This window comes from Pseudomonas sp. GW822-FHT03F08 (genome assembly GCF_058801265.1).
Genome location: NZ_JBXANC010000011.1, coordinates 87,025 through 108,361 on the forward strand (window position 1 = coordinate 87,025; position 21,337 = coordinate 108,361).

Consider the following 21,337-nt stretch of genomic DNA (forward strand, 5'->3'; position numbering starts at 1 on the left):
ACTACGCTCATGAACGTAACGATTTTGCATGGCTACAGTGCCTCCAATTCCGGCGATGGTCTGCTGGTCGATCTGGCCATCGCGCTGGTGCAGCGCAATTTTGGCGAGGACACCGCGATCAGTGTCGTGGCCTCCGATCCGGACTCTTTCAAATACCTGCCGCACCCGCGCTTCGATGCGCCGGTCATGGCGGCCAAGGGCCTGGGCCGGGTCAAGCAAGCGGTTTTCCTCAATCAGTCCTATGCCGGGCTCGCGGATCTGTTGAAGAAAACCGATCTGATCGTCGGCGTCGGTGGCGGCTACATGCGTTCCAAAAGCGCCTTCGAACACATCAAGCTGAAACTGGGCCACGCCAAGCAACTGGAAACCGCGATCCTCAGCAAAGTGCCGTCGGTGTACCTGCCGCAAAGCATCGGGCCGTTCCACGGTGAGAGCGACAAGATCGTCGGCCACTACGCCAGCGCCGATGCGGTGTTCGTGCGCGATAACCGTTCCTCGGCGCTGTTCGATGCCTGCGAAAATGTGTACCGCGCACCGGATCTCGCGGTGCAGGCCCTGGCCGGCAAAATCCTTCAGCAACCCAAGTTCACCCGCTGCGCCTCCACGCCGGCCACAGTGTGCGTAGTGCTGCGCAAACCACCGGCATGGAGCAAGGAAAAGAAGCTCGCCTACGTAGCCAATCTGAAGGTGCTTCTGCAGCGTTTGAAGAACAAAAGCAAAGTGGTCTGCGCGGTGCAGAGCGCTGTGCGCGGTAATGATGACGGCGCGTTCTATCGCGAACTGGGCATCACCGAAGACCTGCTGCCATTGAAGGCCACGCTGGCCAAATACCAACCGGACCTGGTGATTTCCGTACGCCTGCACGGCGCCATCGAATCGCTGCTCTCGGGCGTGCCGGCGTATCACATCAGCTACGAGCGCAAAGGCTTCGGCGCCTATCAGGACATGGGCGTCGAGGACTGGGTGATCAACGGCGGCGACATCAATGTCGACACCATCATCGACACGGTTTTTGCGCCGAACGCGCTGTCGAACTTCGGCAAACGCCTGACCGACACCTGCCGTGAAATCGAGGCGAAAACCGTGGCCATGGACGACATCATCAAGGGCGTCATTCGATGATATTCCGCTTGTTGCTGCGCGGCGGAGCACTGGGCGCGAAGTTCTTGCTGGTGCTCGCCATCACCCATTACCTCGGTTACGAGGCGCTGGGTTTCTACGGCGTGGTGGTCGCGGCGTCGTTGATCGCGTCGAAGTTCTACAGCGTCGGTTTCAGCTCCGAGATCAATCGGTTGATCAGTGTCGGCGGCAGCTCGAAGCGGGTCGTCGACAAGGTTCTGCTGCTGTACCTGGCCGTGGGGTTGCTGTTGTCGGTGGTGACCGTGCTGATCTATTCGCTGTTCCAGCAGGTTGAGGCGACGACGGCATTGATCGCCTGTGTGACGCTGGTGCTGCTGACCGAGCACCTGTCGTTCGAGATCAACTCGTTTGTGTTTTCTGCGCAGAAGGCTACGGCGGGTGCGCTGCTGTTTTTCATCAAAACGGGTCTTTGGGCACTGCTGGCCGTGGGCGGAATGATGCTCGGCTGGGTGTCCGGGATCGCCAGCGTGTTGTGGCTGTGGGTCATCGCCAACGTGTTGGTGATCTTCACCGGTTATCTGATCGTGGTGAACGTCCATCGTGGGCGCGAAGAAGGGACGCTGGCGACGGCGACCGTTTGGAAAGCCGGGTTGCCGTTTTACCTGGGCACCGGTCTGATCGCGTTGAGTCAGTATGCCGAGCGCTTTCTGATCATCGACCTGGAACCCTACGCCAGCCTCGGTAAATACGTGTACGCCTGGTCGGCGGCCAACACCTTGCAGGCGTTGTCCTACGCGGTGGTGGCGGTGGTTGGCATTCCGGTGCTCGCCAAGCGTTATCAGGCGGATCAACAACCGTTCACGGTCACCCAGCTGTTCGTGAACAAGTGGGTCATGCGCTCGCTGGTGGTGTCGGCCGGGGTGGCGGTGTTGATTTACCTGTTCTTCAACATCGTGCTCGATTACGTCGCAACGGCGGTGCCGCGTCCGGACAACGGGATCCTCGGCGTACTGATCTTTTCCTTCGCCCTGCGCGCCATTGGCGACATCGTCTGGGGTGGCTTGATCGCGTCGAAAAACAGCCGGGTATCCCTCGCCAGTTCGGCCATTTGCCTGCTGATTTCGGTGCCGGTCAGCTACCTGCTGATCAAGCATTATTCGATCTACGGCGCGGCCTGGGGCAACGTCTTCGGGATCATCGTGCAACTCGGCGTGATTGCGCTGCTGACCCGTGCCACGCGCGCGAAAAAGGCTGTCGTGTCATGGGCCTGAAACTGCCGTGCATCGAGTTTCGCGGCAAGAAACTCGACTCGTCGCTGTCGTTCCTGATCCTGTTCACCGGCCTGTTTCTGTCGGTGGCCATGCCGTTGCTGATCCCCCGCGATCCCGGCCCGGATGCGATGACTTTGTGGTCGTCTTATGCCCGGGCCGACAACTGCAATTTCTGGAACCCGTTCTCGCCGGATCGCTCGTCCTACGAGTGTTCGGCGTTCCTGTTGCGGCCCACCGGGATCAACCTGACCAACGCCTGGGCCTACGGGATGTTCTGCAATTTCTTCCTTACGGCGATTCCCGTGGTGGTGTTCCGGCGCATGCCGCTGGCGATCTTCGGCACGCTATGCCTGTGGGGCATCGTCCGCTCGTTTTTCCTGGAAAACCTGACCAAGGAAATCATCGTGTCGGTGGCGGTGCTGAGCATTCTGTTCAGCTCGCTGACGCGCAAATACCGCGGCGGATTTTTCCTGTCGGCGGTGATCTACGGCGTGCTGATCCGGCCCTACTGGATTCTGTTTTCGCTGTCCTGGGTCGGCGTCTGCATGATGAAGAAGTACGTGTCGCGCATGACCTTCTTCCTGATGCTGTTCCTGTTCTATCTGGCGGTGGCCATGGCGATTCAGTTGGCGCTGGGCTTTCCGGTGTCGTCGATTCGCGCCAGCAACAACGAACTGCGCACGGCGGGCGAGGAGGGTTCCAAGTCGCTGATCGTCTCGTGGCTCAGTGGTAGCGACTTCGTCTCGCAGGCCCTGGATTCGATGATCATCTTCTTCCGGTTGTCGTTCCCCGTGGAGCTGATCCTGCTGTCCGGGCCGGGTCAGGTGATCTTCGTGGCGTTGATGATCATGACCGCTTTGCTGCTGTTCAAAGTCATCACCTCGACCGATTACAAAGGCGCGCCGATCCAGACCAAGCCCAAGGAACTGATCGCGATTCCTCTGGCGTTTCTGCTGGTTCAAGGCTTGTTCGAACCGGACTTCGGCTCGTTCGCCCGACACTTTTCGATGGTGGTGCCGGTGCTGTTCGTGGGCCTGGGGTTGATGTTGCGGGCGAACAAACCGGTGCAGGTCGAGTCAAGAATTCTGAATTGAGGCGGGTGTTTTATGTCGAGCAAGAAAAAGTCGCTGGAGATCGAAACCCTGCGCGGCCTCGCGTGCCTGTTGCTGGTGCTCTATCACGTGATCGGCCCGTTGGGCGGCGGTTTGAAGATCGATATCGGCTCGCCGTTCCGGGTGATCGCCGATTCGATGGTGTACGTGCGCATGCCGCTGTTCACCTTTATCTCGGGTTACATCTATTCCATCTACAAGATTCGCGGCAATGACTTTTCGGCGTTCTTCACCGGCAAGGTGCGGCGGCTGATCGTGCCGCTGTTTTGCGTGGGTGTGCCGTTTTCCGTGTTGCAGGCGGTGGGACCGGGCGTGAACAAGGACGTCGGCGTGATCGATGCGTTGTTGTCGTTCTTTGTGCCGATCAACCACTTCTGGTTCTTGCAGGCGGTGTTCATCATCTTCATGTTTGTCGGCCTGCTGGAATGGCGTGGCTTGCTGCGTTCGGCGACGCGTTTGTACCTGCTGTTCGCATTCTCCGCCGCCGTGTTTCTGCTGCCGCCGTTCAAGTTCGATGCGTTCGGCATCAATGGGGCGACTTATCTGTTGCCGTTCTTCGTGGCGGGGATGATCGGGCAGGAGAACGTCAGCGCGCTGAAGCAGCGATTCAAAGTGCTCGGCCCGTTGGTGTTCGTGCTGATTTCCCTGACGCTGTTGTACATCGCGGCGCTGGATCGCGAGCTGATCATCGACCGTCGCAGCCTGATCGGCCTGACGGTGGGTTGCGTGTCTTGCTTTGCGTTGCTGTCGAGTGACATGCGCTCGAAGGCGCTGACCTGGCTCGGTGGTTACTCTTACGCGATTTTCCTGTTTCATGTGCTGTTCGCCGCGACATCGCGTTCGGTGCTCGGACGCCTGGGCATCAAGGACGAAAGCGTTCTAGTGTTCTGCGGTGTGGTTTGCGGGTTGCTCGGGCCGGTGTTGCTGTCGACGATCTTCAGTCGGTTCAACTTCACTTCGGTGCTGTTTCTGGGCGAGCGTGCGGCGGCGAAAATACCGGCGGGGAACGTCTCCCCGGCGCAAGTCTCGGCTAAAGGAAGTGTTTGATGGTTGCAGTGGATGATGCCGCGCCGGTCGCGGCATCGGTGGTCGAAGTCGGCGACGCTCGCCAGCGGTTTGCCCAGTGGCGCGAAGGCAAGGCCGGGAAGGTTCTGTCGGTCTCGGTGATCGGTGACAGCTACAGCGCCGGGCAGGATTTCTATCTGAACAAACTGGTGCAGCGGCTGGTCGGGGAAGTCGGTTTTGCCGGCCCCGGTTATGTCGGTTTCAACCATGGCGCGGCGCTGGGCGGCAGCCACTTCAAATACACCCGCAGCAGCGAAAAGTACTTCGGCGGTGACTGGCAGGTGTCGAGCCTCGGCCAGGCCAGCCCCGACAGCCGCACCGTAACCGGAAGGCCCGGTGCATGGCTGCAAGTCGATGCTCACCCGAGTGAAACGATAAACACCGCCGTCACCCAGGCAAAACTGCTCTATCTCGGCAACGGCGAACCCAATGAAATCCGCTATCGTTGGGCGCCCTCGCAATCCTGGCAGCCGTTGAAACTGACCGGTGCCGGTGTTCAGGAAGTCCCGTTGTCAGGCATCTCCGCCGCGACGGATTGGGCGTTCAGGCTGGAAGTGGTGAAGGGCGCGCCAACGCTGTTCGGTCTGTGGATGAGCAACGATCAGGCCGGTTTGCGGGTGTCGAAACTGGCGGCGTCGGGTGCGGCCTCTGCCGACTTTTATCATGGCGACGGTCAATGGCAGGCGCAGTGGAAGGCGGTGGTCTCGAAGATCCCCGCGGACATCTACCTGATCATGCTCGGTGGTAACGATCAGGGTTTCGGGGTGAAACCGGAGCAGTACCTGAAAAACGTTCAGGGCCTGGTCGGGATGGTCCGCGAGATTCAGCCAACAGCGAGCGTCAACCTGATCATGCGCCAGGACACCACGCGCTCCAGTGCCTATCCGATGTCGGCGTATGCGCAGGTGTTGGAGCCCTGGGCTCGTGAGCAGCATCTGGGCTACGCCAATCTGCAATGCGCGTTCGGTACGGACGTCAAACGTTACGCGGCGGCGATGATCGGCCCGGACAAGATACATCCGGTGCCGGCCACGGGCGGGAAGGTGATTGCCGATTACTTCTATCGGATGATCGTCGGCGGCAACCACGGGGCTTCCTGCGGCGCCGCCTCGGAATAAGGGCTCAGCCCTTGTCGAAGTTGTCCACGTGACCCAGAAGCTCTGCGGTCTTTTGCGGCATCAACTGCGTCACGCAGCGGGTTTCCACAGTGATGATGATCGCCGGGTCGTTGCAGCAGATGCGCACCCGGAATCGCCAGTCGCTGAAAATCACTTTCAGGCCGTCGCGGTCATCGACCTCCAGCGCCTGTTCACCGTAGATCCGTTTCAGATGGGCGAGCAGGGGATAGGGATCGCGCAGCGGCCGGCGAATGTCCCCGGATGAAGGAAACATGCCGATCCGCTCCACCAGCAGGATGGTCCCGAGCCAGGATTCGTTGGCGCTGGGCAACGGCTGATGACGAGACAACCAGCTCATCACCCCGAGGTTGTCCACCTCCCGTTCAATGTCTGTCGAATGTTGTGCGATGTTCATGATTGCCTCGTCGGATGTGCGCGGGGGCGGTTTAACGGCCCTTGAGGTAGACGTTCTCGTAGCAGAAGTTGGTCGCCTGCAGGTAACCCTCGGCGTCGCCGCAGTCAAAGCGCAGGCCCTTGAATTTGTAGGCCAGCACGCAACCGTTCTGCGCCTGTTTCATCAGGGCATCGGTGATCTGGATTTCCCCGCCCTTGCCCGGCTCGGTGTCGGCGATCAGGTCGAAGATGTCGGGCGTCAGGATGTAGCGGCCGATGATCGCCAGGTTCGATGGGGCGTCCTGTGGCGCGGGTTTTTCCACCATGTGATTGACCCGGTAGATACCGTCGGAAATCGCCTCGCCGGCGATCACGCCGTACTTGTGAGTCTGATCGCGCGGGACTTCCTGGATGGCCACGATCGAGCAGCGGAATTTCTTGTAGAGCTGGATCATCTGCGTGAGCACGCCGTCACCTTCGAGGTTCAGGCACAGGTCGTCGGCCAGGACCACGGCGAAGGGTTCGTCACCGATCAACGGACGACCGCTGAGAATCGCGTGACCCAGGCCTTTCATTTCCACCTGGCGGGTGTAGGAGAAGGTGCAGGTGTCGATCAACTCGCGAGTGCCGGCCAGAAACTTCTCTTTCTCGGTGCCGCGAATCTGGTGTTCGAGTTCGTAGCTGATGTCGAAGTGGTCTTCCAGCGCGCGCTTGCCCCGTCCGGTGACGATTGCCATGTGCTGCAGGCCGGCGTCCCGTGCTTCTTCAACGGCGTATTCGATCAACGGCTTGTTGACGATCGGCAGCATCTCTTTGGGCATGGCTTTGGTGGCCGGCAAGAAACGCGTGCCATAGCCGGCAGCGGGGAACAAACATTTACGAATCATAGAAGTTTCCTGGACATTCATGGCATACAGCCATCGGTTACATTGCAATAAAGAAAAGTTGCAAGTTGATGAAGCTGTACTTTAATACCTGAGTCAGGTTGTAAGTGGCAATGTTAGCTTAGTGTAAAGCGGGGTAATGTTATTAGATGTCGGCTTGATAAATAACAGTTATTTTTAGTCGGTATCTGTCGATAGTGGTGAAAGTGCGAGAGTGCTAATAAGTACCGGGCAATACAGTTTGGCCTTTAAGAATATTTTTGGTCAGCGATGGAACTGTTTTTGTTTTGGATTGTTGTCGCCTTGTTTGTGTGAAGCAAGACACACATTAAACAAATGGGGCTTGACACGCTAGTTGACACTTTCCCCACTATGGACCGCGCTATGAAGATTCTGGTAACGGGTGGCGCCGGGTATATCGGCTCGCACACCACACTTGCATTGCTTGAAGCAGGTTATGAAGTTGTTGTTCTGGATAATCTTTGCAACAGCAGCGATGCGGCACTGCATGCAGTGGAAGGCATTTGCGGCAAAAGTGCAGTGATGGTCCGCGGCGATGTGTGCGACCGGGCGTTGCTGGACCGGATATTCCAGCAGCATTCGATCGACGCCGTCCTGCATTTCGCCGGCCTCAAGGCGGTCGGCGAGAGCGTGCGCAAGCCGCTCGAGTATTACGAAACCAACGTCAGCGGCAGCATTACGCTGTGCCAGGCGATGGCAGCGGCAGGGGTGTTCCGGCTGGTGTTCAGCTCCTCGGCCACGGTGTACGGCGAGCCTGAGCAGATGCCGATCCGCGAGGATTTCCCTACGGGCATCCCGACCAATCCCTACGGCCAATCCAAGCTGATTGTCGAAAATGTGCTGCGCGACCTGAGCCTGGCCGAGCCGCGCTGGAGTATCGCGCTGCTGCGTTACTTCAACCCGATCGGCGCCCACGACAGTGGCCACATGGGCGAAGACCCGAGCGGCATCCCCAATAACCTGCTGCCTTACATCAGCCAGGTCGCGGTCGGAAGCCTGCAGGAGTTGTCGGTCTTCGGTGACGATTACCCCACGGCAGACGGCACCGGCGTGCGCGATTACATCCACGTCGTCGACCTGGCGGACGGTCACCTGAAGGCCTTGCAGGCCATCGACGGGCGCACCGGCATTCATACCTGGAACCTCGGCACCGGCGATGGTTACAGCGTGATGCAAGTGCTGCGAGCCTTCGAACAGGCGTGCGGCAAGCCGGTGCCATTTCGGGTGATGCCACGGCGTTCGGGCGATATTGCCGAGAGTTGGGCTGACGCTTCCAAAGCGGAAAAGGAACTGGGCTGGAAAGCCACACGCAACTTGCAGGACATGGTTACCGACACTTGGCGCTGGCAGTCGAATCATCCCAAGGGTTACCTGGAATGATGGCCATTTAGTCCAATGTTATTTTCGGTCAGGTTGTTAGATATCGTCGGGAAATTACACTGGCAATGCCTTTTGCAAGTCCGTAGATATAACCTGCCGTTCGACTTTATCAGTTGAGTCTGACTGTGAAAGAACAGCGGATCTTGTTCGCGCTTTTTGCGACTTGAACTCTACCACCTCTAACGAAACACCCGGTGTAACGGTGCAATGTTAGAAAGGAGTTGATATGAAAAAAGTGATGGCGATTGCCTTGTTGACGATGTTGAGCAACTGGGCATCCGCAGCTGAAGCGCCGCTTACTGCGGTGACCAATGTATCGGGCAGTGTCGCGGCTTCTACAGCGCCTGCTGCCAGTACTGCAATGGTCGCCAGTGCCGTAGCGGCGTCCAACAGTGGTGGAAGTGCCAACGGCGGTACAACGGGTACCACCGGTACCACCGGTACAACCGGCACGCACAACTAACTGAAGTAACTGTTGGTGCAGTACAAGGTCGCCCGACGAAAGTCGGGTGACTTTGTTTTGGATTCGCCCTTGAATAGCGTAGTGCCATTATGACTCGTAGTTTTTCTCTTTTAATGCTGGCAAGTCTCGCTCTGCAAGGTTGCATGTTTTCCCCCGGTCAACACTTGAGCACCTTTGGCATCACCCGCCAGGGCGCCAGTGAAAGCAGCCGGGTCGAGTTGATTCCGATCACGCCCAAGCTGATCTCCATGAACCGGGCCACGCAGAAGCGTGAGTCAGTGCCCACGGAGTTGCTGGCGACGCCTGCCGAATACCGCATCGGCAACAACGACGTGCTGTACATCACGGTCTGGGATCATCCCGAGCTGACCGCGCCGTCGGGCGCGCAGCAGCAGATCGACGCCAACGGTCGCCTGGTGCGCTCCGACGGTACGCTGTATTACCCGTATATCAAGGAAGTCCAGGCCGCCGGCCGGACCATCCAGCAACTGCGCGACGACATCGAACAACGGCTGTCGGCATTCATCGCCGAGCCGCAAGTGGATGTTGCCGTGCTGCGCTTCGCCAGTCAGAAGGTCGTGGTCACCGGCGCCGTCGCCAAGGCCGGCCCGCAAGCGATTTCCACCAACCCGCTGAGTGTGGTCGAAGCCCTCGGTTCGGCGGGCATCGACACCAACAATGCCGACTTGTCCGGGCTGTTGCTGACGCGCAACGGACGGGTCTATCCGCTGAATCTGGATAACCTCAACCAGCAGGATTCCGAGTTGCAGAACGTCTACCTTCAGGGTGGCGACAAACTGTATCTGCCGTACAACGACAACAAGCGCATCTACGTGATGGGTGAGGTCAACCAGCCGCGCGCCCTGAGCTTCAAGACCGCGACCATGAACCTGTCCGACGTGCTCGGCTCGGTCGGTGGCCTGAGCCAGACCACCGCCAACGGCAACGCCGTGTACGTCATTCGCGGGGTGGAAAACCTCGATGTCGAGCCGGCGAAAATCTATCAACTGGAAGCCGAATCTCCCACCGCCATGGTCCTCGCCACACACTTCGAAGTGCGCCCGCAGGACGTCGTTTATGTAGGGCCTGCCAACGTGACTCGCTGGAACCGTCTGATCAGCCAGTTGGTGCCGTCGGCATCGATTGTCGGAACGGGTGCTTCCGCTGCGAAGAACTGGAGCGAATTCACCAACAACAGCAAATAAGGCCGGCCGACTGTGAATACGTTGAAAGTTGGCGTCTGCCTGATGGCGGCCTTGTTGCTGTGTGGCTGCAACCCGTTGATGGTCGCGTCGGTGACCAACCTCAAGTCGGCGGTAGTCGGCCCGGATGATATCGACGTGACGCCGGCCCAGGTGGCCGAGGTCAACTACCCGCAACTCAAACTGACCACGCCTTCCGGCTCCGGGGTATTGGCACTGGTGCGCGAGCGTGAAGACCTGCAGTTCTGGGTCGCCTCCGGCAAACAGGTTCTGCTGCTGCGCGACGGTCTCGCCGTGCGCACCATCGGCCTCGGTGCGGAAGGCGATCTGGACGGCACGCGGCTGTCCGATGCGTCGCCGTTCAAGCGCGGTCTGCACAACGTTGCCGATGGCGACACCAGTCAGCGCTGGATCGATCTTTACAAGGGCCAGGAAGTCGGGCTGATCGTCAACAGCCGCTTCACCCGAAAATCCATGGAAACCCTGAAGATTCTCAACAAGGAATACGCCGTGCTGCGTGTCGATGAGCGTATCGACGTCCCGGCCATCGGCCTGCGGGCGACCAACCGTTACTGGGTCGATCCGGTTGACGGTTTCATTGTGCAGAGTGAGCAGCAACTGACCTCGCAACTGCGAGTGAAGATCGTGCAGCTGACCCCTGATCGCAGGCACGTGCCATGAAGTGCTTGAGGGTTCTGTCGGCGAGTTTGATGTTGCTCGCCGGCGCAAGCCAGGCAGCGGTGACCGTCAGCGGCGACGTCGCCAACCCGGGGCCGGTCGAGTTGCCGGCAGGTGGACGATTGACCGATGTGATCAGCGTCGCCGTACCGAATGCCGAAGGTTATTGGCTGGCGGGGGAGTTGCTGCGTCAGTCCCTGCTGGAGCAGCAGACCCGGCTCAAGGTCGGCGTGCTGTTCGACCTGGACGTGTTGCAACGCATGGCCGATTTGTTCGATCGACCGAGCCGCAAAGCCCTGGCGGTGCGCATGGCCGAGGACGTGCGGCAGATGCCGGTCACCGGGCGCCAGATCGCGGATCTGGACCCGGTGGCGCTGGAAGTCGGGTTCGCCCGCAACATCCGTCTGGACGACGGCGATCGGCTGATCTACCCGCAGCGGGTCGATGAAGTGCAAGTACTCGGCGCCGTCGCCGGAACCTGCCGGCTGCCTTATCAGCCGTTGCTCGAGGCCCGTGAATACCTCAGCAGCTGCGTGCTGCTGGAGGACGATGCCGACGCCGATTACCTGTGGCTGATCCAGCCCAACGGCGTTTCGCGGCGCGTCGGCATTGCCCATTGGAATCGTGAGAGCGGGCAGTTTCCCGTTGCCGGCAGCAAGATTCTGGTGCCCTTGAAAAACGATGATCTTGATCCGCCTATCCCTGAACTGAATCAGCAGTTGGCCGAATTTATTGCCACGCAGTTGGCTGAGGTGGTTCGTTGAATTTGCGTTTTGCAGCTGTGTTGTTATTGCCGTGCGGCCTGGCCCATGCCGAGCCGCGCATTACCCAGGGCGATTTTGGTGGCACCGGTCTGTTGCAGACGCCCACCGCGCGCATGGCCCCGGCCGGCGAGTTGAGCGTCAACGCCAACCGCACCGAGCCTTACAGCCGCTACAGCGTTTCGTTGCAGCCGCTGGACTGGCTCGAAGGCTCGTTTCGCTACACCGCCATCACCAACCGCCCTTACGGCCCGGAGTCGATGAGCGGCAACCAGAGCTATAAGGACAAGGCGGTCGACGTCAAAGTCCGGCTCTGGGAAGAAACCCATTGGGCGCCCGATATCGCATTGGGCTTCCGAGACGTCGGCGGTACGGGTTTGTTCGCCAGTGAATTCCTGGTGGCCAACAAGCGCTTCGACAACCTGGATTTCAGCGCCGGCATTGCCTGGGGTTACATCGGCAATCGCGGAGATGTCGACAACCCGTTGGGCTATCTCGACGATCGCTTCAAGACCCGGCCGGCGATGGAAGGCACCGGTGACGTCAATGCCGGCTCGTATTTTCGCGGCCAGCCATCGTTCTTCGGCGGTGTGAGTTACCAGACGCCATGGGATCGCCTGAGCCTGAAACTCGAATACGAAGGCAACGACTACAAGCACGAACCGAAGGACAACGTGATCAAGCAGGACTCGCCGATCAACCTTGGCGCGGTGTTCAAAGTGACCGACTCCCTCGACGTGAGCGCGGCGTGGGAACGCGGTAATACGGCCATGTTCGGCGTCACGTTCCACACCAATTTCGTCAGCCGCAAAGCCCCGGCGAAGACCTTCGATCCGCCGCCGGAACCGTTGCCAGTGAAAGCACCGACCACGGCGCCGGATCAGGTCGACTGGGCCAACGTATCGCAACGCTTGCAGCAGAACGCGGGCTATCAGGTCGAGCGCATCACTCAGCGAGACTCCGAGCTGATCGTGTACGGCGAGCAGCAGCGTTATTTTCATTCGGCCAAGGCTGTCGGCCGTGCGAGCCGGATTCTGGACAACAGCGTCAACGACGACATCAACTGGTTCACCGTGGTCAACAAGCGCTATGACCTGCCGCTGGAAGAAACCAGCGTGCCGCGCCAGACCTTCCGCGAAGTGATCAACAACGAGGAGCCGCTGCAAACGTTGCACCGCACCACCGAGGTCAACCCGGCGATGCCGCACAACGAGAAGACGCTCTACACCCAGGCGCCGCAGCACTTCAGTTATGGCGCCGGTCTGGGCTTCAAGCAGAACGTCGGCGGCCCGGATGGTTTGCTCTATCAATTCAGTGCCGACCTCGACGCCGAGTTCCGCTTCAACCGCAACACCTGGTGGAGCGGCATGCTCAGCCAGAACCTGGCGAACAACTTCGACAAGTTCAAATACGACGCACCCAGCGGTCTGCCGCGTGTGCGTACGGATTTGCGCCAGTACCTGACGACCTCCGAAACCACCATGCCGTTATTTCAGGTCAGCCACGCCGAGCAACTGGACAAAGATCTGTATGGCATGGTCTACGGCGGTTATCTGGAATCGATGTTCGCGGGTGTCGGCGGCGAGGTGCTGTTCCGTCCGACCGGGGAGCGCTGGGCGATCGGTGCGGACCTGAACTACGTGCGTCAGCGCGAATTCGACCAGGGTTTCGACCTGCGTGATTATTCGGTGCTGACCGGCCATATCACCGGTTACACCGACTTGCCTTACGAAACGCTCGCGGCGGTCAGCGTCGGGCGCTATCTGGCGGGCGACTTTGGCGGCACGCTGGATATCTCGCGAGAGTTTTCCAACGGTGTGCGCTTCGGTGCCTGGGCGACCATCACCACCGCCGGCAGTACGGAATACGGCGAAGGTAGTTTCGACAAGGGCATTTACCTGTCCATTCCGTTCGACGAGATGATGAGCATGTCGACCATGCGCCGGGCCAACCTGGTCTGGGCGCCGCTGACCCGTGACGGTGGTGCGAGGCTCAATCGCAGCTTCCAGCTGCACTCGATGACCGATAGCCGTGAGGACGACATGTTCTATCGCAACTTTGGGAAGATTACTGAGTAAGTCCGGGAGACCGGAAAGCCAAAATGGGAGCCCTTCGGCTCCCGTTTTTGTTTGTGGTGGATGCCTTTGTTGATCCTTCCACCGTTGCCACAGGTTATTGGGTAATGCCTGATCTTCAGCATTGCCCGGAACCTTGTGGGAGCGAGCCTGCTCGCGATTGGCGTCAGTCCGGTCGGCATCAATTCAACTGCCCCAGCGTGCTCGCAAGCTGCCCGCCAACCCCCAAGTCCCGCCCACAAAAAAGGGGACTTTCGTCCCCTTGCGGTGTTGCTTTCTGCAGCTCTGCGTCTCAGTAAATATCCTTCGACAACAGGGTAAACGGCGTCTTCACCAGGATCTTCACGTCCAGCCACAGCGACCAGTTGTTGATGTACTTGAGGTCGATCTCGACACGCTTTTCCATTTTGTCGAGGGTGTCGGTCTCACCCCGGCAGCCGCTGATCTGCGCCAGGCCAGTGATGCCCGGTTTGATTCGATGGCGCGCCATGTAGGCGAGGATTTTCCCCGAGTAGTAGTTGTTGTGCGCCACGGCGTGCGGGCGAGGGCCAACCAGTGCCATGTGGCCTTGCAGCACGTTGAACAGTTGCGGCAGTTCGTCCAGCGAAGTGCGGCGGATGAAGCGCCCGACGGCGGTGATGCGCGAATCGTTGCGGCTGGCCTGTTTGACGTCGCGGTCATCGTGGACGCGCATCGAGCGGAACTTCCAGACCTGAATCACCTTGCCGTTCCAGCCATGGCGATCCTGCTTGAAGAACACCGGGCCCGGCGAGCTGAGCTTCACCGCCAGCGAGATAAGCAGCAGCACCGGGCTCAACAGGATGATCGCCAGCAGCGCGACGCTTTTCTCCATCAGGCTCTTGCTCAGGGCAGCGGTAGGGCGGCTGGTCAGCGGGCTTTCATTGAGGTAAATCGCCGGCAGGCCGTCCACGACTTTTACCGAGTGATTGAGCAGCGTCAGGCTGTTCAGATCCGGCACCCAGACCACGTCCACGTTGGCATCCAGCAGATCGACATACATCGCTTCGATCTTCGCCGCTTCGGACAGCGACAGCGTGATGTACAGGCGACGGATGTCGTGACGTTTGATCAGTTCCAGCAGGTTTTCCTGATCGCCGACGATGCGCGGAGCGTCTGCGTCCAGAGCGGGCAGGGTGCCGTTGCTGACCAGGCCTACCAACGGCAGGTTTTCGTGTTCGCTGAGCTTTTTCGCCAGGCCCAGGGCCAGTTCGCCCGTCCCTACAATCAGGGTCTTGTGCTCGCTTTTGCGCGAGCGCTGGTAGTACTTGGAGAACGCATGCAGCGGTGCATACAGCAACGCTTGTCCGAGGAAGCCGTACACCGCCCAGTCAAGGATCACCTGGCGCGAAAACAGCTCATCGGCCTTGCAGATGAACGCGATGAACGTCAGCCCGGCCATCGTCATCGACCAGCCCATGAACAGCCGTCCCAGACCGGTCAGGTAGTTGTCTCGCTTTCGGTAAGCGCCGCTGAAGGTATAAGCCGGAACCGAGGCCAACACCGCCAGCATGGTGCACATCCGGTAATAGAACTCGACCGTTCCCGTGTGCTGCTCAGCCAATATAAATAACAGTGAAACAATAAAGCACTGTGCCAGTGCCCATTGGCCCCAGAAGGTAAGTCCCTTGAGGCCCGTGTTTCGGTTGATACGTAGAGTGAGATCCATATGCGATATCCCCAAAAGACTTCCATTCAGGTTTCGACAGTTGAAATCCGAGTTGTTAAGCAGATTTGTTTTTGTTTTAGGTGCCCATGTTCTGAGGTAACAACATCGGTATGCCGAACTGTCGTCAATCAATAGACTAAGTTATTGGGGAAGAAGCTGTCTGACGAGTTCTAACAAGATGGCAATGTGCCAATCATTTGAATTGAAGAATATCAAACGTTAGAAAAGGTCGAAGGGCGGAGGGTTAATAATCCCTGTTGTGTTTGCTATCGTAGGAAGGGTGAGGAGGGAGGCATTACTGACAAAGGAGGGTTAAACCAAGCAAAGTGCTTTTTTATTTTTGTAATTGCACTTGCTTCTGTTCATTGATGGGAAGGCTGTGCTTAGGCAATAACTTCCTGGATCAGGCAATAACCGCGATTACGGACAGCGCGAAACAGTCGCTCACCGTTACTGGCACTTTTGAATTTGTCTTGAAGACGGCTCAGGCACATCTCCAGACCGCGATATTGTTCCGGTTCCCGACCGATGCTGAGAATCAGATCGTCGCGACTGACAACGCGTTCTTCATGGTGCAGCATTTTCCTGACCAGTGCGGTTTCGAGGCCGGTGAGACTGATCTCTATATCCTCCCGGACGAGTACGCCTTGATCGTTATCAAGATGCCAGGCTTCTGTGACCGGCCGGGAAGTGTCATTGACGTCCGACGTTATGGCCTGGGTGTTCTGGAATGAATGAGTAGATTGTGCAGCCAGCCATTCGGACTCGAGGGTGGCCAATATTCGCTGGGTATCATGTTCAATACTGCGAGCGACGCTTTTCCTTGTGCCGCGTGGGTAAGTGAACTCCATCAGCGTGGGAGTGGAAGAGGGCGAAGCAACACCTTCAACAAACATCTGTGCCTGAGACGTACCAAACGAATTGAAACGCTCACTGGAGAGAATGCTCTCGAGTTCGCGCTGCGACGCGGAATTGTTCGTCACGACAACAAAATATTTTCTTGGGAGGGTTGTACTGGTTTCCATGTCTCTCTCCTGAAATAACGCACCAAATATGGCTAAAAGGTATTCGGCAGACGAGTAATAACGCGCTCGGAAATAATCGACAGGCAGGGTCTGGGCCCAATTATGGCCGCGATAAGTTCCACTTGGTCTGCTTTTAGAGTAATGATTTATTGTTATGTTTAAGTGTTGCAGCGCTCATTCAATTGACAGCTTTTTATTGGATAGATATTGCGGATAAAGCGGTGAGACGTTGGATTTTCATAGCGTTGCATCAGACGTTCCCTCGTATGCTGCAAATGATGATTTCCTGACTCAGGCGGTCGAGATCAACCCCCTCATCAGGCGGTAGCCATACCCGCGAATGCTCTGTATGGCGTTCGTACCGTACACGTCCTTGATTTTCCCACGCAAGCGGCTGATGGATTTTTCCAGTGCCCGGGGATCGTAGAAATTGCTGTTGAGCCCCATGATGCTGGCGATTTCATCATGGCTGAGTATGTGATTACTGGTCTGCGCAAACGCTTCCAGAATCTTCATTTCGGCAAAGGAAATGTCCAGTTTCTTGCTGGTGTCCGACAGGCAAATACGGGTCGGGTCCAGCACCAGGTCTATATCCCTGAGCCATTCTTCACTGCTGAAGAACTCACCGAACAACTCGGCGCCTTCGTCGGCAAGCGTATTGAGCTTGATACAGAAGTCCGCCCCCGCAAGATGGTATTTGATCTTGCTGTAGGCGCCTCGCCCTGTAATGACCGCGCAAATGATCGGCTTCAAGTTGTCGGCACGCAGGTTTTCCACCCGCGCCAGATTGTCTTCGAGTGCCTGGGGAGTGTCGATGATGATGAAGATGGCTCGATATGAGCCGTGATATTCATTTTGCTGATATGAACTAGTGAAGGAGTTGGCCTCTAGAACCAGATCGGTCTGCACATGCTGCGCGATCAACGCTCTAAAATGTTCAGCCACAGCACGGGTACGGGCCAGAGTGAGAACGCCTGGCTCGTTGTTTGTCCGGTGTGGGCTGCTAGTCGCCAAGTTCCCTGTAAGCATGATGCGTTGACTCGAAAAAGTGCTGACATCGGGATGTTAAAGCACCGGTTCTCATCTGTGACTGACAATTGGTAACATTTACGCGGTTTTTAGACGTGGCTCCCGAGTTTTCTAACAATAGTTAAGCATTTCAAGCTTTTAGTTGATTTTCTCGGGGCTGTGAACTAACGAAGCGAAGGCCGTTAGATGGTGGCGATGTGCAATGGTGCCACTATTTTGTAACTATGGCGACCTGTTTTATGTCCTATGGCCACTATTGATCGTGACTTGAAACTGGAGAATGTGAGGTGGGTCACATTTTAGGGCGTGAGGGCTTTTTTTGCTACTAAGAGAACAAGTTCACAGACGGACGATTATTAACATGGCTTGAGTGTGTCTTTTGATAAGACATATTCTCCGTCACCGAGTCGGGCAATGGGTCTGGATCTACCAATTGTTTAACTTCAGATACCCAATGCCTGAATGCAGTTGACCGGGCGCTCTTTACGAGCGTTCTGACGGAGGATTAATGGATTTACTGACCTTGTTCAAGGTGTTGATTTTAGGTGCGGTAGAAGGTCTCACCGAGTTCTTGCCCATCTCCAGTACGGGCCACCAGATTATCGTTGCCGACTTGCTCGATTTTGGTGGCGAACGCGCCATGGCGTTCAACATCATTATTCAACTGGGTGCCATTCTTGCCGTCGTCTGGGAGTTTCGCCCGAAGATCTTCGAAATCGTCAAAGGCCTGCCGACCCAGCGCAATGCGCAACGATTCACGCTTAATTTGATGATCGCATTCTTCCCGGCGGTCGTCCTGGGCGTGTTATTCGCCGATGCCATTCATCATTACTTGTTTAACCCGATCACCGTCGCTGTCGCACTGGTGGTGGGCGGTATCGTGATGTTGTGGGCCGAACGTCGGGATCATGTGGTGAGCGTCGAGCACGTCGACGACATGGCCTGGTCCGACGCGTTGAAGATCGGTTTCGTACAGTGCCTGGCGATGATTCCGGGTACTTCGCGCTCCGGCTCCACCATCATCGGCGGCTTGCTGTTCGGCCTGTCGCGTAAGGCCGCCACGGAGTTCTCGTTCTTCCTGGCGATGCCAACCATGGTCGGCGCGGCGGTGTACTCAGGCTACAAGTACCGGGAACTGTTCCAGGCGGGCGACTTGCCTGTGTTCGCCCTGGGCTTCGTCACCGCGTTCGTGTTCGCGATGATCGCTGTACGCGGCTTGCTCAAGTTCATTGCGAACCACAGCTACGCCGCGTTTGCCTGGTACCGGATCGCGTTTGGCTTGCTGATCCTGGCGACGTGGGTGTTTGGCTGGGTGAACTGGACGGAAGCGACTGCCTGATCACTGACTGCTGATCAGCGCCGCGACGGCGAGGTCGCTCAACTCCGTATCAGGCGATTCCTGACGAAAACGCTGCAAGGCTGACGTGAAATACGCAGCCTTCAGCATGCCGTCGCTGGCGAGGTAGAGTCGCGCGTCTTCCAGCTCCTCGGCGGAGTAAACGCGTTTATGGCTTTCGGTGGTTTCTTGCGAGGCCGTAAAGGGCGTGAGCAGCAAAGAGACAAGCGTGAAACCAGACAGCTTGGTCACCTCCCATGGCGTATCGGTGTTACCCAGACACAGCCCGTCGCAGTGGGCCTGAACATTGGAAGTGATGCAAAACAAGGCAAGGAGGGTGCAGCGCTTGAAGCCAGGGAAATTCAATGTGGGCATAAACAAAAGACATCCTGTCAGTACATCAAAAGAATTACAGCCGCGGGCAACGGTCATTCGTTGCCCGCACATTCAACGCCTCGATCAACGACCCGCCAGCAACTCCGCCGCCTGATCCAGCAACGCCAACGGATCCTTGGCCTTGTGGATATCCACCGACAACAACTGCCGAAACTTGCGCGCCCCCGGGAAACCGGTGCCCAGGCCCAGCACATGGCGCGTGATGTGATGCATCGCCCCGCCGGTCGCCAGATGCTCGGCAATATAAGGCCGCAGCTGCGCCAACGCCTCGGCGCGAGTGATCACCGGCGCTGAACTGCCGAACAACTGCTGATCCACCTCGGCCAGCAGATACGGATTGTGATAAGCCTCACGGCCCAGCATCACACCGTCAAAGGTCTGCAAATGCTCATGGCAGGCCTCCATCGTCTTGATCCCGCCGTTCAGAATGAACTCAAGCTCCGGAAAATCCGCCTTCAACCGCGCCGCCACGTCATAACGCAGCGGCGGAATGTCACGGTTCTCCTTCGGCGACAACCCCTCCAGAATCGCGATCCGCGCATGCACCGTAAAACTCGTGCACCCGGCATCCCGCACCGTACCGACGAAATCACACAGCTCCTCATAACTGTCCCGCCCGTTGATCCCGATCCGATGCTTCACCGTCACCGGAATCGACACCGCATCACGCATCGCCTTCACACAATCCGCCACCAACTGCGGATGCCCCATCAGGCACGCACCGATCATATTGTTCTGCACCCGATCACTCGGGCAGCCAACGTTCAGATTCACCTCGTCATAACCGTGCTCCTGCGCCATACGTGCGCAGGCGGCCAGGTCCAGCGGAACACTACCGCCCAGTTGCAGAGCCAACGGATGCTCGGCTTCGTTGTGACGAAGGAAGCGTTCGTGATCGCCGTTGAGCAGAGCGCCGGTGGTGACCATCTCGGTGTAGAGCAGGGCGTTTTTCGACAGCAGGCGTAGGAAGTACCGGCAATGGCGGTCAGTCCAATCCATCATCGGCGCGACGCTGAAGCGGCGCGAAGGCTCTTGGCGGGCTGGGCTAGCGTTTACGGGCGTTTTGGGTTTTTCAAAATTCATTGATACTGATCTTTTATACAGCGGTTTTTACCCATTTTCCCTTGTTTTTCGAAGTCGGTTGCTAAAATGTAGCAAGCGAGATCAGCAATGTAGCAACTGGAAATGGGCACGATTACATCACGCAAGCGCAAGGACAACTCGACGGCCTACACGGCGCAGATACGGATCAATCGGGACGGGAAGACAGTTTATCAGGAAAGCCAGACCTTCGACCGCAAGCAGGTCGCCCAGGCTTGGATTAAGCGCCGCGAGACGGAGCTGGCCGAGCCGGGTGGTATCGAGCGTGCGAACCGCAAGGGCGTGACGATCAAGAAGATGATCGAGCAGTACCTGGACGAGTACGAAAAGATCCGCCCGCTGGGCAAAACCAAAAGTGCGACCCTGAAGGCGATCAAGGACACCTGGTTGGGCGAGCTCGACGACTCGGCACTGACCAGCCAGAAGCTGGTGGAGTTCGCGCAATGGCGAATGAGCAAGGCGGGCGGTGGAGTCCAGGCGCAGACGGTGGGCAACGATCTGTCGCACCTGGGCGCGGTGCTGTCGGTAGCGCGGCCGGCCTGGGGCTATGAGGTCGATCCGCTGGCGATGCCGGACGCACGCAAAGTGTTGCGTAAGCTCGGTATGGTGAGCAAGAGCAAGGAGCGCAACCGTCGGCCTACGCTGGAAGAGCTGGACAAGCTGATGGTGCATTTCTTCGAGATTCAGACTCGCCGCAAAGCCCAGATCGACATGCCGAAGATCATCGCCTTCGCGATCTTCTCGACGCGCCGGCAAGAGGAGATCACGCGGATTCGTTGGGAGGACCTGGATGAGTCCCGGCAGGTGGTCCTGGTGCGGGTCATGAAAAACCCCGGGCAAAAGATCGGCAACAACGTGTGGTGCCATCTACCGGATGAGGCCTGGGCAATCATCCAGACCATGCCGAAAAAGGAAAAGGAAAAGGAAAAGGAAAAGGAAAAGGAAAAGGAAAAGGAAAAGGAAAAGGAAAAGGAAATCTTCCCCTATAACGGCAGGTCAGCGTCCTTTACGCGGGCCTGCCCGCTACTGGTCATTGAGGATCTGCATTTCCATGACTTGCGGCATGAAGGGGTGAGTCGGTTGTTCGAGATGGACTGGGACATTCCCCGAGTGTCTAGCGTTTCAGGGCACAGGGATTGGAATTCTCTGCGCAGATACACACATCTCCGAGGGAGGGGAGAGATTTACAGCGATTGGAGGTGGCTCAATCGTGTGAAGGGCGGCCTCTTAGCTTCGAGCGATAATTGATAATTGGATATT

20 protein-coding genes are annotated in these 21,337 nt (G+C 57.8%); 13 read left to right on the forward strand and 7 right to left on the reverse strand.

What is annotated here, in order from left to right; all coding sequences use genetic code 11:
* The first annotated feature begins 9 nt into the window (after positions 1-9).
* Genes AC1RME_RS25065 through AC1RME_RS25085 form a run of 5 tightly spaced genes read left to right on the forward strand, consistent with a single transcriptional unit; the run spans position 10 to position 5,646 of the window.
* The gene (locus AC1RME_RS25065) at positions 10-1,122 is read left to right on the forward strand and encodes a polysaccharide pyruvyl transferase family protein (protein WP_096822064.1); all 1,113 of its coding nucleotides are present in this window, start codon (positions 10-12) and stop codon (positions 1,120-1,122) included.
* The gene (locus AC1RME_RS25070) at positions 1,119-2,351 is read left to right on the forward strand and encodes an MATE family efflux transporter (RefSeq protein WP_493091885.1); all 1,233 of its coding nucleotides are present in this window, start codon (positions 1,119-1,121) and stop codon (positions 2,349-2,351) included. Before AC1RME_RS25065 ends, AC1RME_RS25070 begins: the two co-directional genes overlap by 4 nt.
* A complete protein-coding gene (locus tag AC1RME_RS25075; protein WP_102621831.1) occupies positions 2,342-3,445 on the forward strand; it encodes a hypothetical protein in 1,104 nt (367 codons plus the stop codon). Before AC1RME_RS25070 ends, AC1RME_RS25075 begins: the two co-directional genes overlap by 10 nt.
* 12 nt (positions 3,446-3,457) lie before the next feature.
* Complete coding sequence (locus AC1RME_RS25080) at positions 3,458-4,510, forward strand: acyltransferase family protein (protein ID WP_493091886.1); 1,053 nt, start codon at positions 3,458-3,460, stop codon at positions 4,508-4,510.
* A complete protein-coding gene (locus tag AC1RME_RS25085) occupies positions 4,510-5,646 on the forward strand; it encodes an SGNH/GDSL hydrolase family protein (protein ID WP_493091888.1) in 1,137 nt (378 codons plus the stop codon). The genes AC1RME_RS25080 and AC1RME_RS25085 overlap by 1 nt, the downstream gene beginning before the upstream one ends.
* Before the next feature lie 4 nt (positions 5,647-5,650).
* Here AC1RME_RS25085 and AC1RME_RS25090 read toward each other — a convergent pair whose 3' ends face one another.
* Positions 5,651-6,061, reverse strand: coding sequence for a phosphohexomutase domain-containing protein (locus AC1RME_RS25090; protein ID WP_273539485.1), 411 nt, complete (start codon positions 6,059-6,061; stop codon positions 5,651-5,653).
* Between the two features lie 31 nt (positions 6,062-6,092).
* On the reverse strand, positions 6,093-6,926 hold the full coding sequence (galU, locus tag AC1RME_RS25095; protein WP_085733509.1) for a UTP--glucose-1-phosphate uridylyltransferase GalU: 834 nt from the start codon (positions 6,924-6,926) through the stop codon (positions 6,093-6,095).
* Between the two features lie 381 nt (positions 6,927-7,307).
* Here galU and galE point away from each other — a divergent pair, with 381 nt between their 5' ends.
* The 6 genes from galE to AC1RME_RS25125 all read left to right on the forward strand — a co-directional run bounded on the left by galE (position 7,308) and on the right by AC1RME_RS25125 (position 13,506).
* Positions 7,308-8,324, forward strand: a complete 1,017-nt coding sequence (galE, locus tag AC1RME_RS25100; protein WP_493091889.1) for a UDP-glucose 4-epimerase GalE — start codon at positions 7,308-7,310, stop codon at positions 8,322-8,324.
* Positions 8,325-8,550: 226 nt separating this feature from the next.
* Entirely contained in the window at positions 8,551-8,787 is a 237-nt protein-coding gene (locus tag AC1RME_RS25105) for a hypothetical protein (protein ID WP_003226528.1), read from the forward strand.
* Positions 8,788-8,876: 89 nt separating this feature from the next.
* On the forward strand, positions 8,877-9,992 hold the full coding sequence (locus AC1RME_RS25110; protein ID WP_141401799.1) for a polysaccharide export protein: 1,116 nt from the start codon (positions 8,877-8,879) through the stop codon (positions 9,990-9,992).
* Positions 9,993-10,004: 12 nt separating this feature from the next.
* Positions 10,005-10,670 carry a YjbF family lipoprotein gene (locus AC1RME_RS25115; RefSeq protein WP_493073300.1) on the forward strand — a complete coding sequence of 222 codons (666 nt, stop codon included), beginning with the start codon at positions 10,005-10,007 and terminating at the stop codon, positions 10,668-10,670.
* Complete coding sequence (locus tag AC1RME_RS25120; RefSeq protein ID WP_493073299.1) at positions 10,667-11,431, forward strand: capsule biosynthesis GfcC family protein; 765 nt, start codon at positions 10,667-10,669, stop codon at positions 11,429-11,431. Before AC1RME_RS25115 ends, AC1RME_RS25120 begins: the two co-directional genes overlap by 4 nt.
* The gene (locus AC1RME_RS25125; RefSeq protein ID WP_096822055.1) at positions 11,428-13,506 is read left to right on the forward strand and encodes a YjbH domain-containing protein; all 2,079 of its coding nucleotides are present in this window, start codon (positions 11,428-11,430) and stop codon (positions 13,504-13,506) included. Before AC1RME_RS25120 ends, AC1RME_RS25125 begins: the two co-directional genes overlap by 4 nt.
* Before the next feature lie 289 nt (positions 13,507-13,795).
* Here AC1RME_RS25125 and AC1RME_RS25130 read toward each other — a convergent pair whose 3' ends face one another.
* The 3 genes from AC1RME_RS25130 to AC1RME_RS25140 all read right to left on the reverse strand — a co-directional run bounded on the left by AC1RME_RS25130 (position 13,796) and on the right by AC1RME_RS25140 (position 17,247).
* Complete coding sequence (locus AC1RME_RS25130) at positions 13,796-15,190, reverse strand: undecaprenyl-phosphate glucose phosphotransferase (protein ID WP_096822054.1); 1,395 nt, start codon at positions 15,188-15,190, stop codon at positions 13,796-13,798.
* A gap of 383 nt (positions 15,191-15,573) precedes the next feature.
* The gene (locus AC1RME_RS25135; RefSeq protein WP_096822053.1) at positions 15,574-16,215 is read right to left on the reverse strand and encodes a winged helix-turn-helix domain-containing protein; all 642 of its coding nucleotides are present in this window, start codon (positions 16,213-16,215) and stop codon (positions 15,574-15,576) included.
* A gap of 291 nt (positions 16,216-16,506) precedes the next feature.
* Positions 16,507-17,247 carry a winged helix-turn-helix domain-containing protein gene (locus tag AC1RME_RS25140; protein ID WP_096822052.1) on the reverse strand — a complete coding sequence of 247 codons (741 nt, stop codon included), beginning with the start codon at positions 17,245-17,247 and terminating at the stop codon, positions 16,507-16,509.
* Between the two features lie 505 nt (positions 17,248-17,752).
* Here AC1RME_RS25140 and AC1RME_RS25145 point away from each other — a divergent pair.
* The gene (locus tag AC1RME_RS25145; protein ID WP_493073296.1) at positions 17,753-18,583 is read left to right on the forward strand and encodes an undecaprenyl-diphosphate phosphatase; all 831 of its coding nucleotides are present in this window, start codon (positions 17,753-17,755) and stop codon (positions 18,581-18,583) included.
* Here the strand turns inward: AC1RME_RS25145 and AC1RME_RS25150 are convergent, their stop codons facing one another.
* Together AC1RME_RS25150 and dusA are read right to left on the reverse strand one after the other, a co-directional pair.
* Positions 18,584-19,012 (reverse strand): DUF2388 domain-containing protein, encoded by a 429-nt coding sequence (locus tag AC1RME_RS25150; protein ID WP_255261959.1) that lies wholly within the window; start codon positions 19,010-19,012, stop codon positions 18,584-18,586. It abuts the gene before it with no gap.
* 27 nt (positions 19,013-19,039) lie between these two features.
* On the reverse strand, positions 19,040-20,059 hold the full coding sequence (gene dusA, locus AC1RME_RS25155) for a tRNA dihydrouridine(20/20a) synthase DusA (protein WP_096822049.1): 1,020 nt from the start codon (positions 20,057-20,059) through the stop codon (positions 19,040-19,042).
* A 102-nt stretch (positions 20,060-20,161) separates the two neighbouring features.
* Between dusA and AC1RME_RS25160 the strand changes: the two genes are divergently transcribed.
* Entirely contained in the window at positions 20,162-21,325 is a 1,164-nt protein-coding gene (locus AC1RME_RS25160) for a tyrosine-type recombinase/integrase (RefSeq protein WP_493091890.1), read from the forward strand.
* The last annotated feature ends 12 nt before the right edge of the window (positions 21,326-21,337 follow it).

Excerpts from the sequence above, each read along its gene's own strand:
- AC1RME_RS25120 (WP_493073299.1), top strand. The coding sequence starts at position 10,667 with ATGAAGTGCTTGAGGGTTCTGTCGGCGAGTTTGATGTTGCTCGCCGGC.
- AC1RME_RS25075 (WP_102621831.1), top strand. The coding sequence starts at position 2,342 with ATGGGCCTGAAACTGCCGTGCATCGAGTTTCGCGGCAAGAAACTCGAC.
- AC1RME_RS25145 (WP_493073296.1), top strand. The coding sequence starts at position 17,753 with ATGGATTTACTGACCTTGTTCAAGGTGTTGATTTTAGGTGCGGTAGAA.
- AC1RME_RS25160 (WP_493091890.1), top strand. The coding sequence starts at position 20,162 with ATGGGCACGATTACATCACGCAAGCGCAAGGACAACTCGACGGCCTAC.
- AC1RME_RS25090 (WP_273539485.1), bottom strand. The coding sequence starts at position 6,061 with ATGAACATCGCACAACATTCGACAGACATTGAACGGGAGGTGGACAAC.
- AC1RME_RS25080 (WP_493091886.1), top strand. The coding sequence starts at position 3,458 with ATGTCGAGCAAGAAAAAGTCGCTGGAGATCGAAACCCTGCGCGGCCTC.
- galU (WP_085733509.1), bottom strand. The coding sequence starts at position 6,926 with ATGATTCGTAAATGTTTGTTCCCCGCTGCCGGCTATGGCACGCGTTTC.
- AC1RME_RS25105 (WP_003226528.1), top strand. The coding sequence starts at position 8,551 with ATGAAAAAAGTGATGGCGATTGCCTTGTTGACGATGTTGAGCAACTGG.
- AC1RME_RS25065 (WP_096822064.1), top strand. The coding sequence starts at position 10 with ATGAACGTAACGATTTTGCATGGCTACAGTGCCTCCAATTCCGGCGAT.
- AC1RME_RS25110 (WP_141401799.1), top strand. The coding sequence starts at position 8,877 with ATGACTCGTAGTTTTTCTCTTTTAATGCTGGCAAGTCTCGCTCTGCAA.
- AC1RME_RS25130 (WP_096822054.1), bottom strand. The coding sequence starts at position 15,190 with ATGGATCTCACTCTACGTATCAACCGAAACACGGGCCTCAAGGGACTT.
- dusA (WP_096822049.1), bottom strand. The coding sequence starts at position 20,059 with ATGAATTTTGAAAAACCCAAAACGCCCGTAAACGCTAGCCCAGCCCGC.
- AC1RME_RS25085 (WP_493091888.1), top strand. The coding sequence starts at position 4,510 with ATGGTTGCAGTGGATGATGCCGCGCCGGTCGCGGCATCGGTGGTCGAA.
- galE (WP_493091889.1), top strand. The coding sequence starts at position 7,308 with ATGAAGATTCTGGTAACGGGTGGCGCCGGGTATATCGGCTCGCACACC.
- AC1RME_RS25070 (WP_493091885.1), top strand. The coding sequence starts at position 1,119 with ATGATATTCCGCTTGTTGCTGCGCGGCGGAGCACTGGGCGCGAAGTTC.
- AC1RME_RS25150 (WP_255261959.1), bottom strand. The coding sequence starts at position 19,012 with ATGACCGTTGCCCGCGGCTGTAATTCTTTTGATGTACTGACAGGATGT.
- AC1RME_RS25135 (WP_096822053.1), bottom strand. The coding sequence starts at position 16,215 with ATGGAAACCAGTACAACCCTCCCAAGAAAATATTTTGTTGTCGTGACG.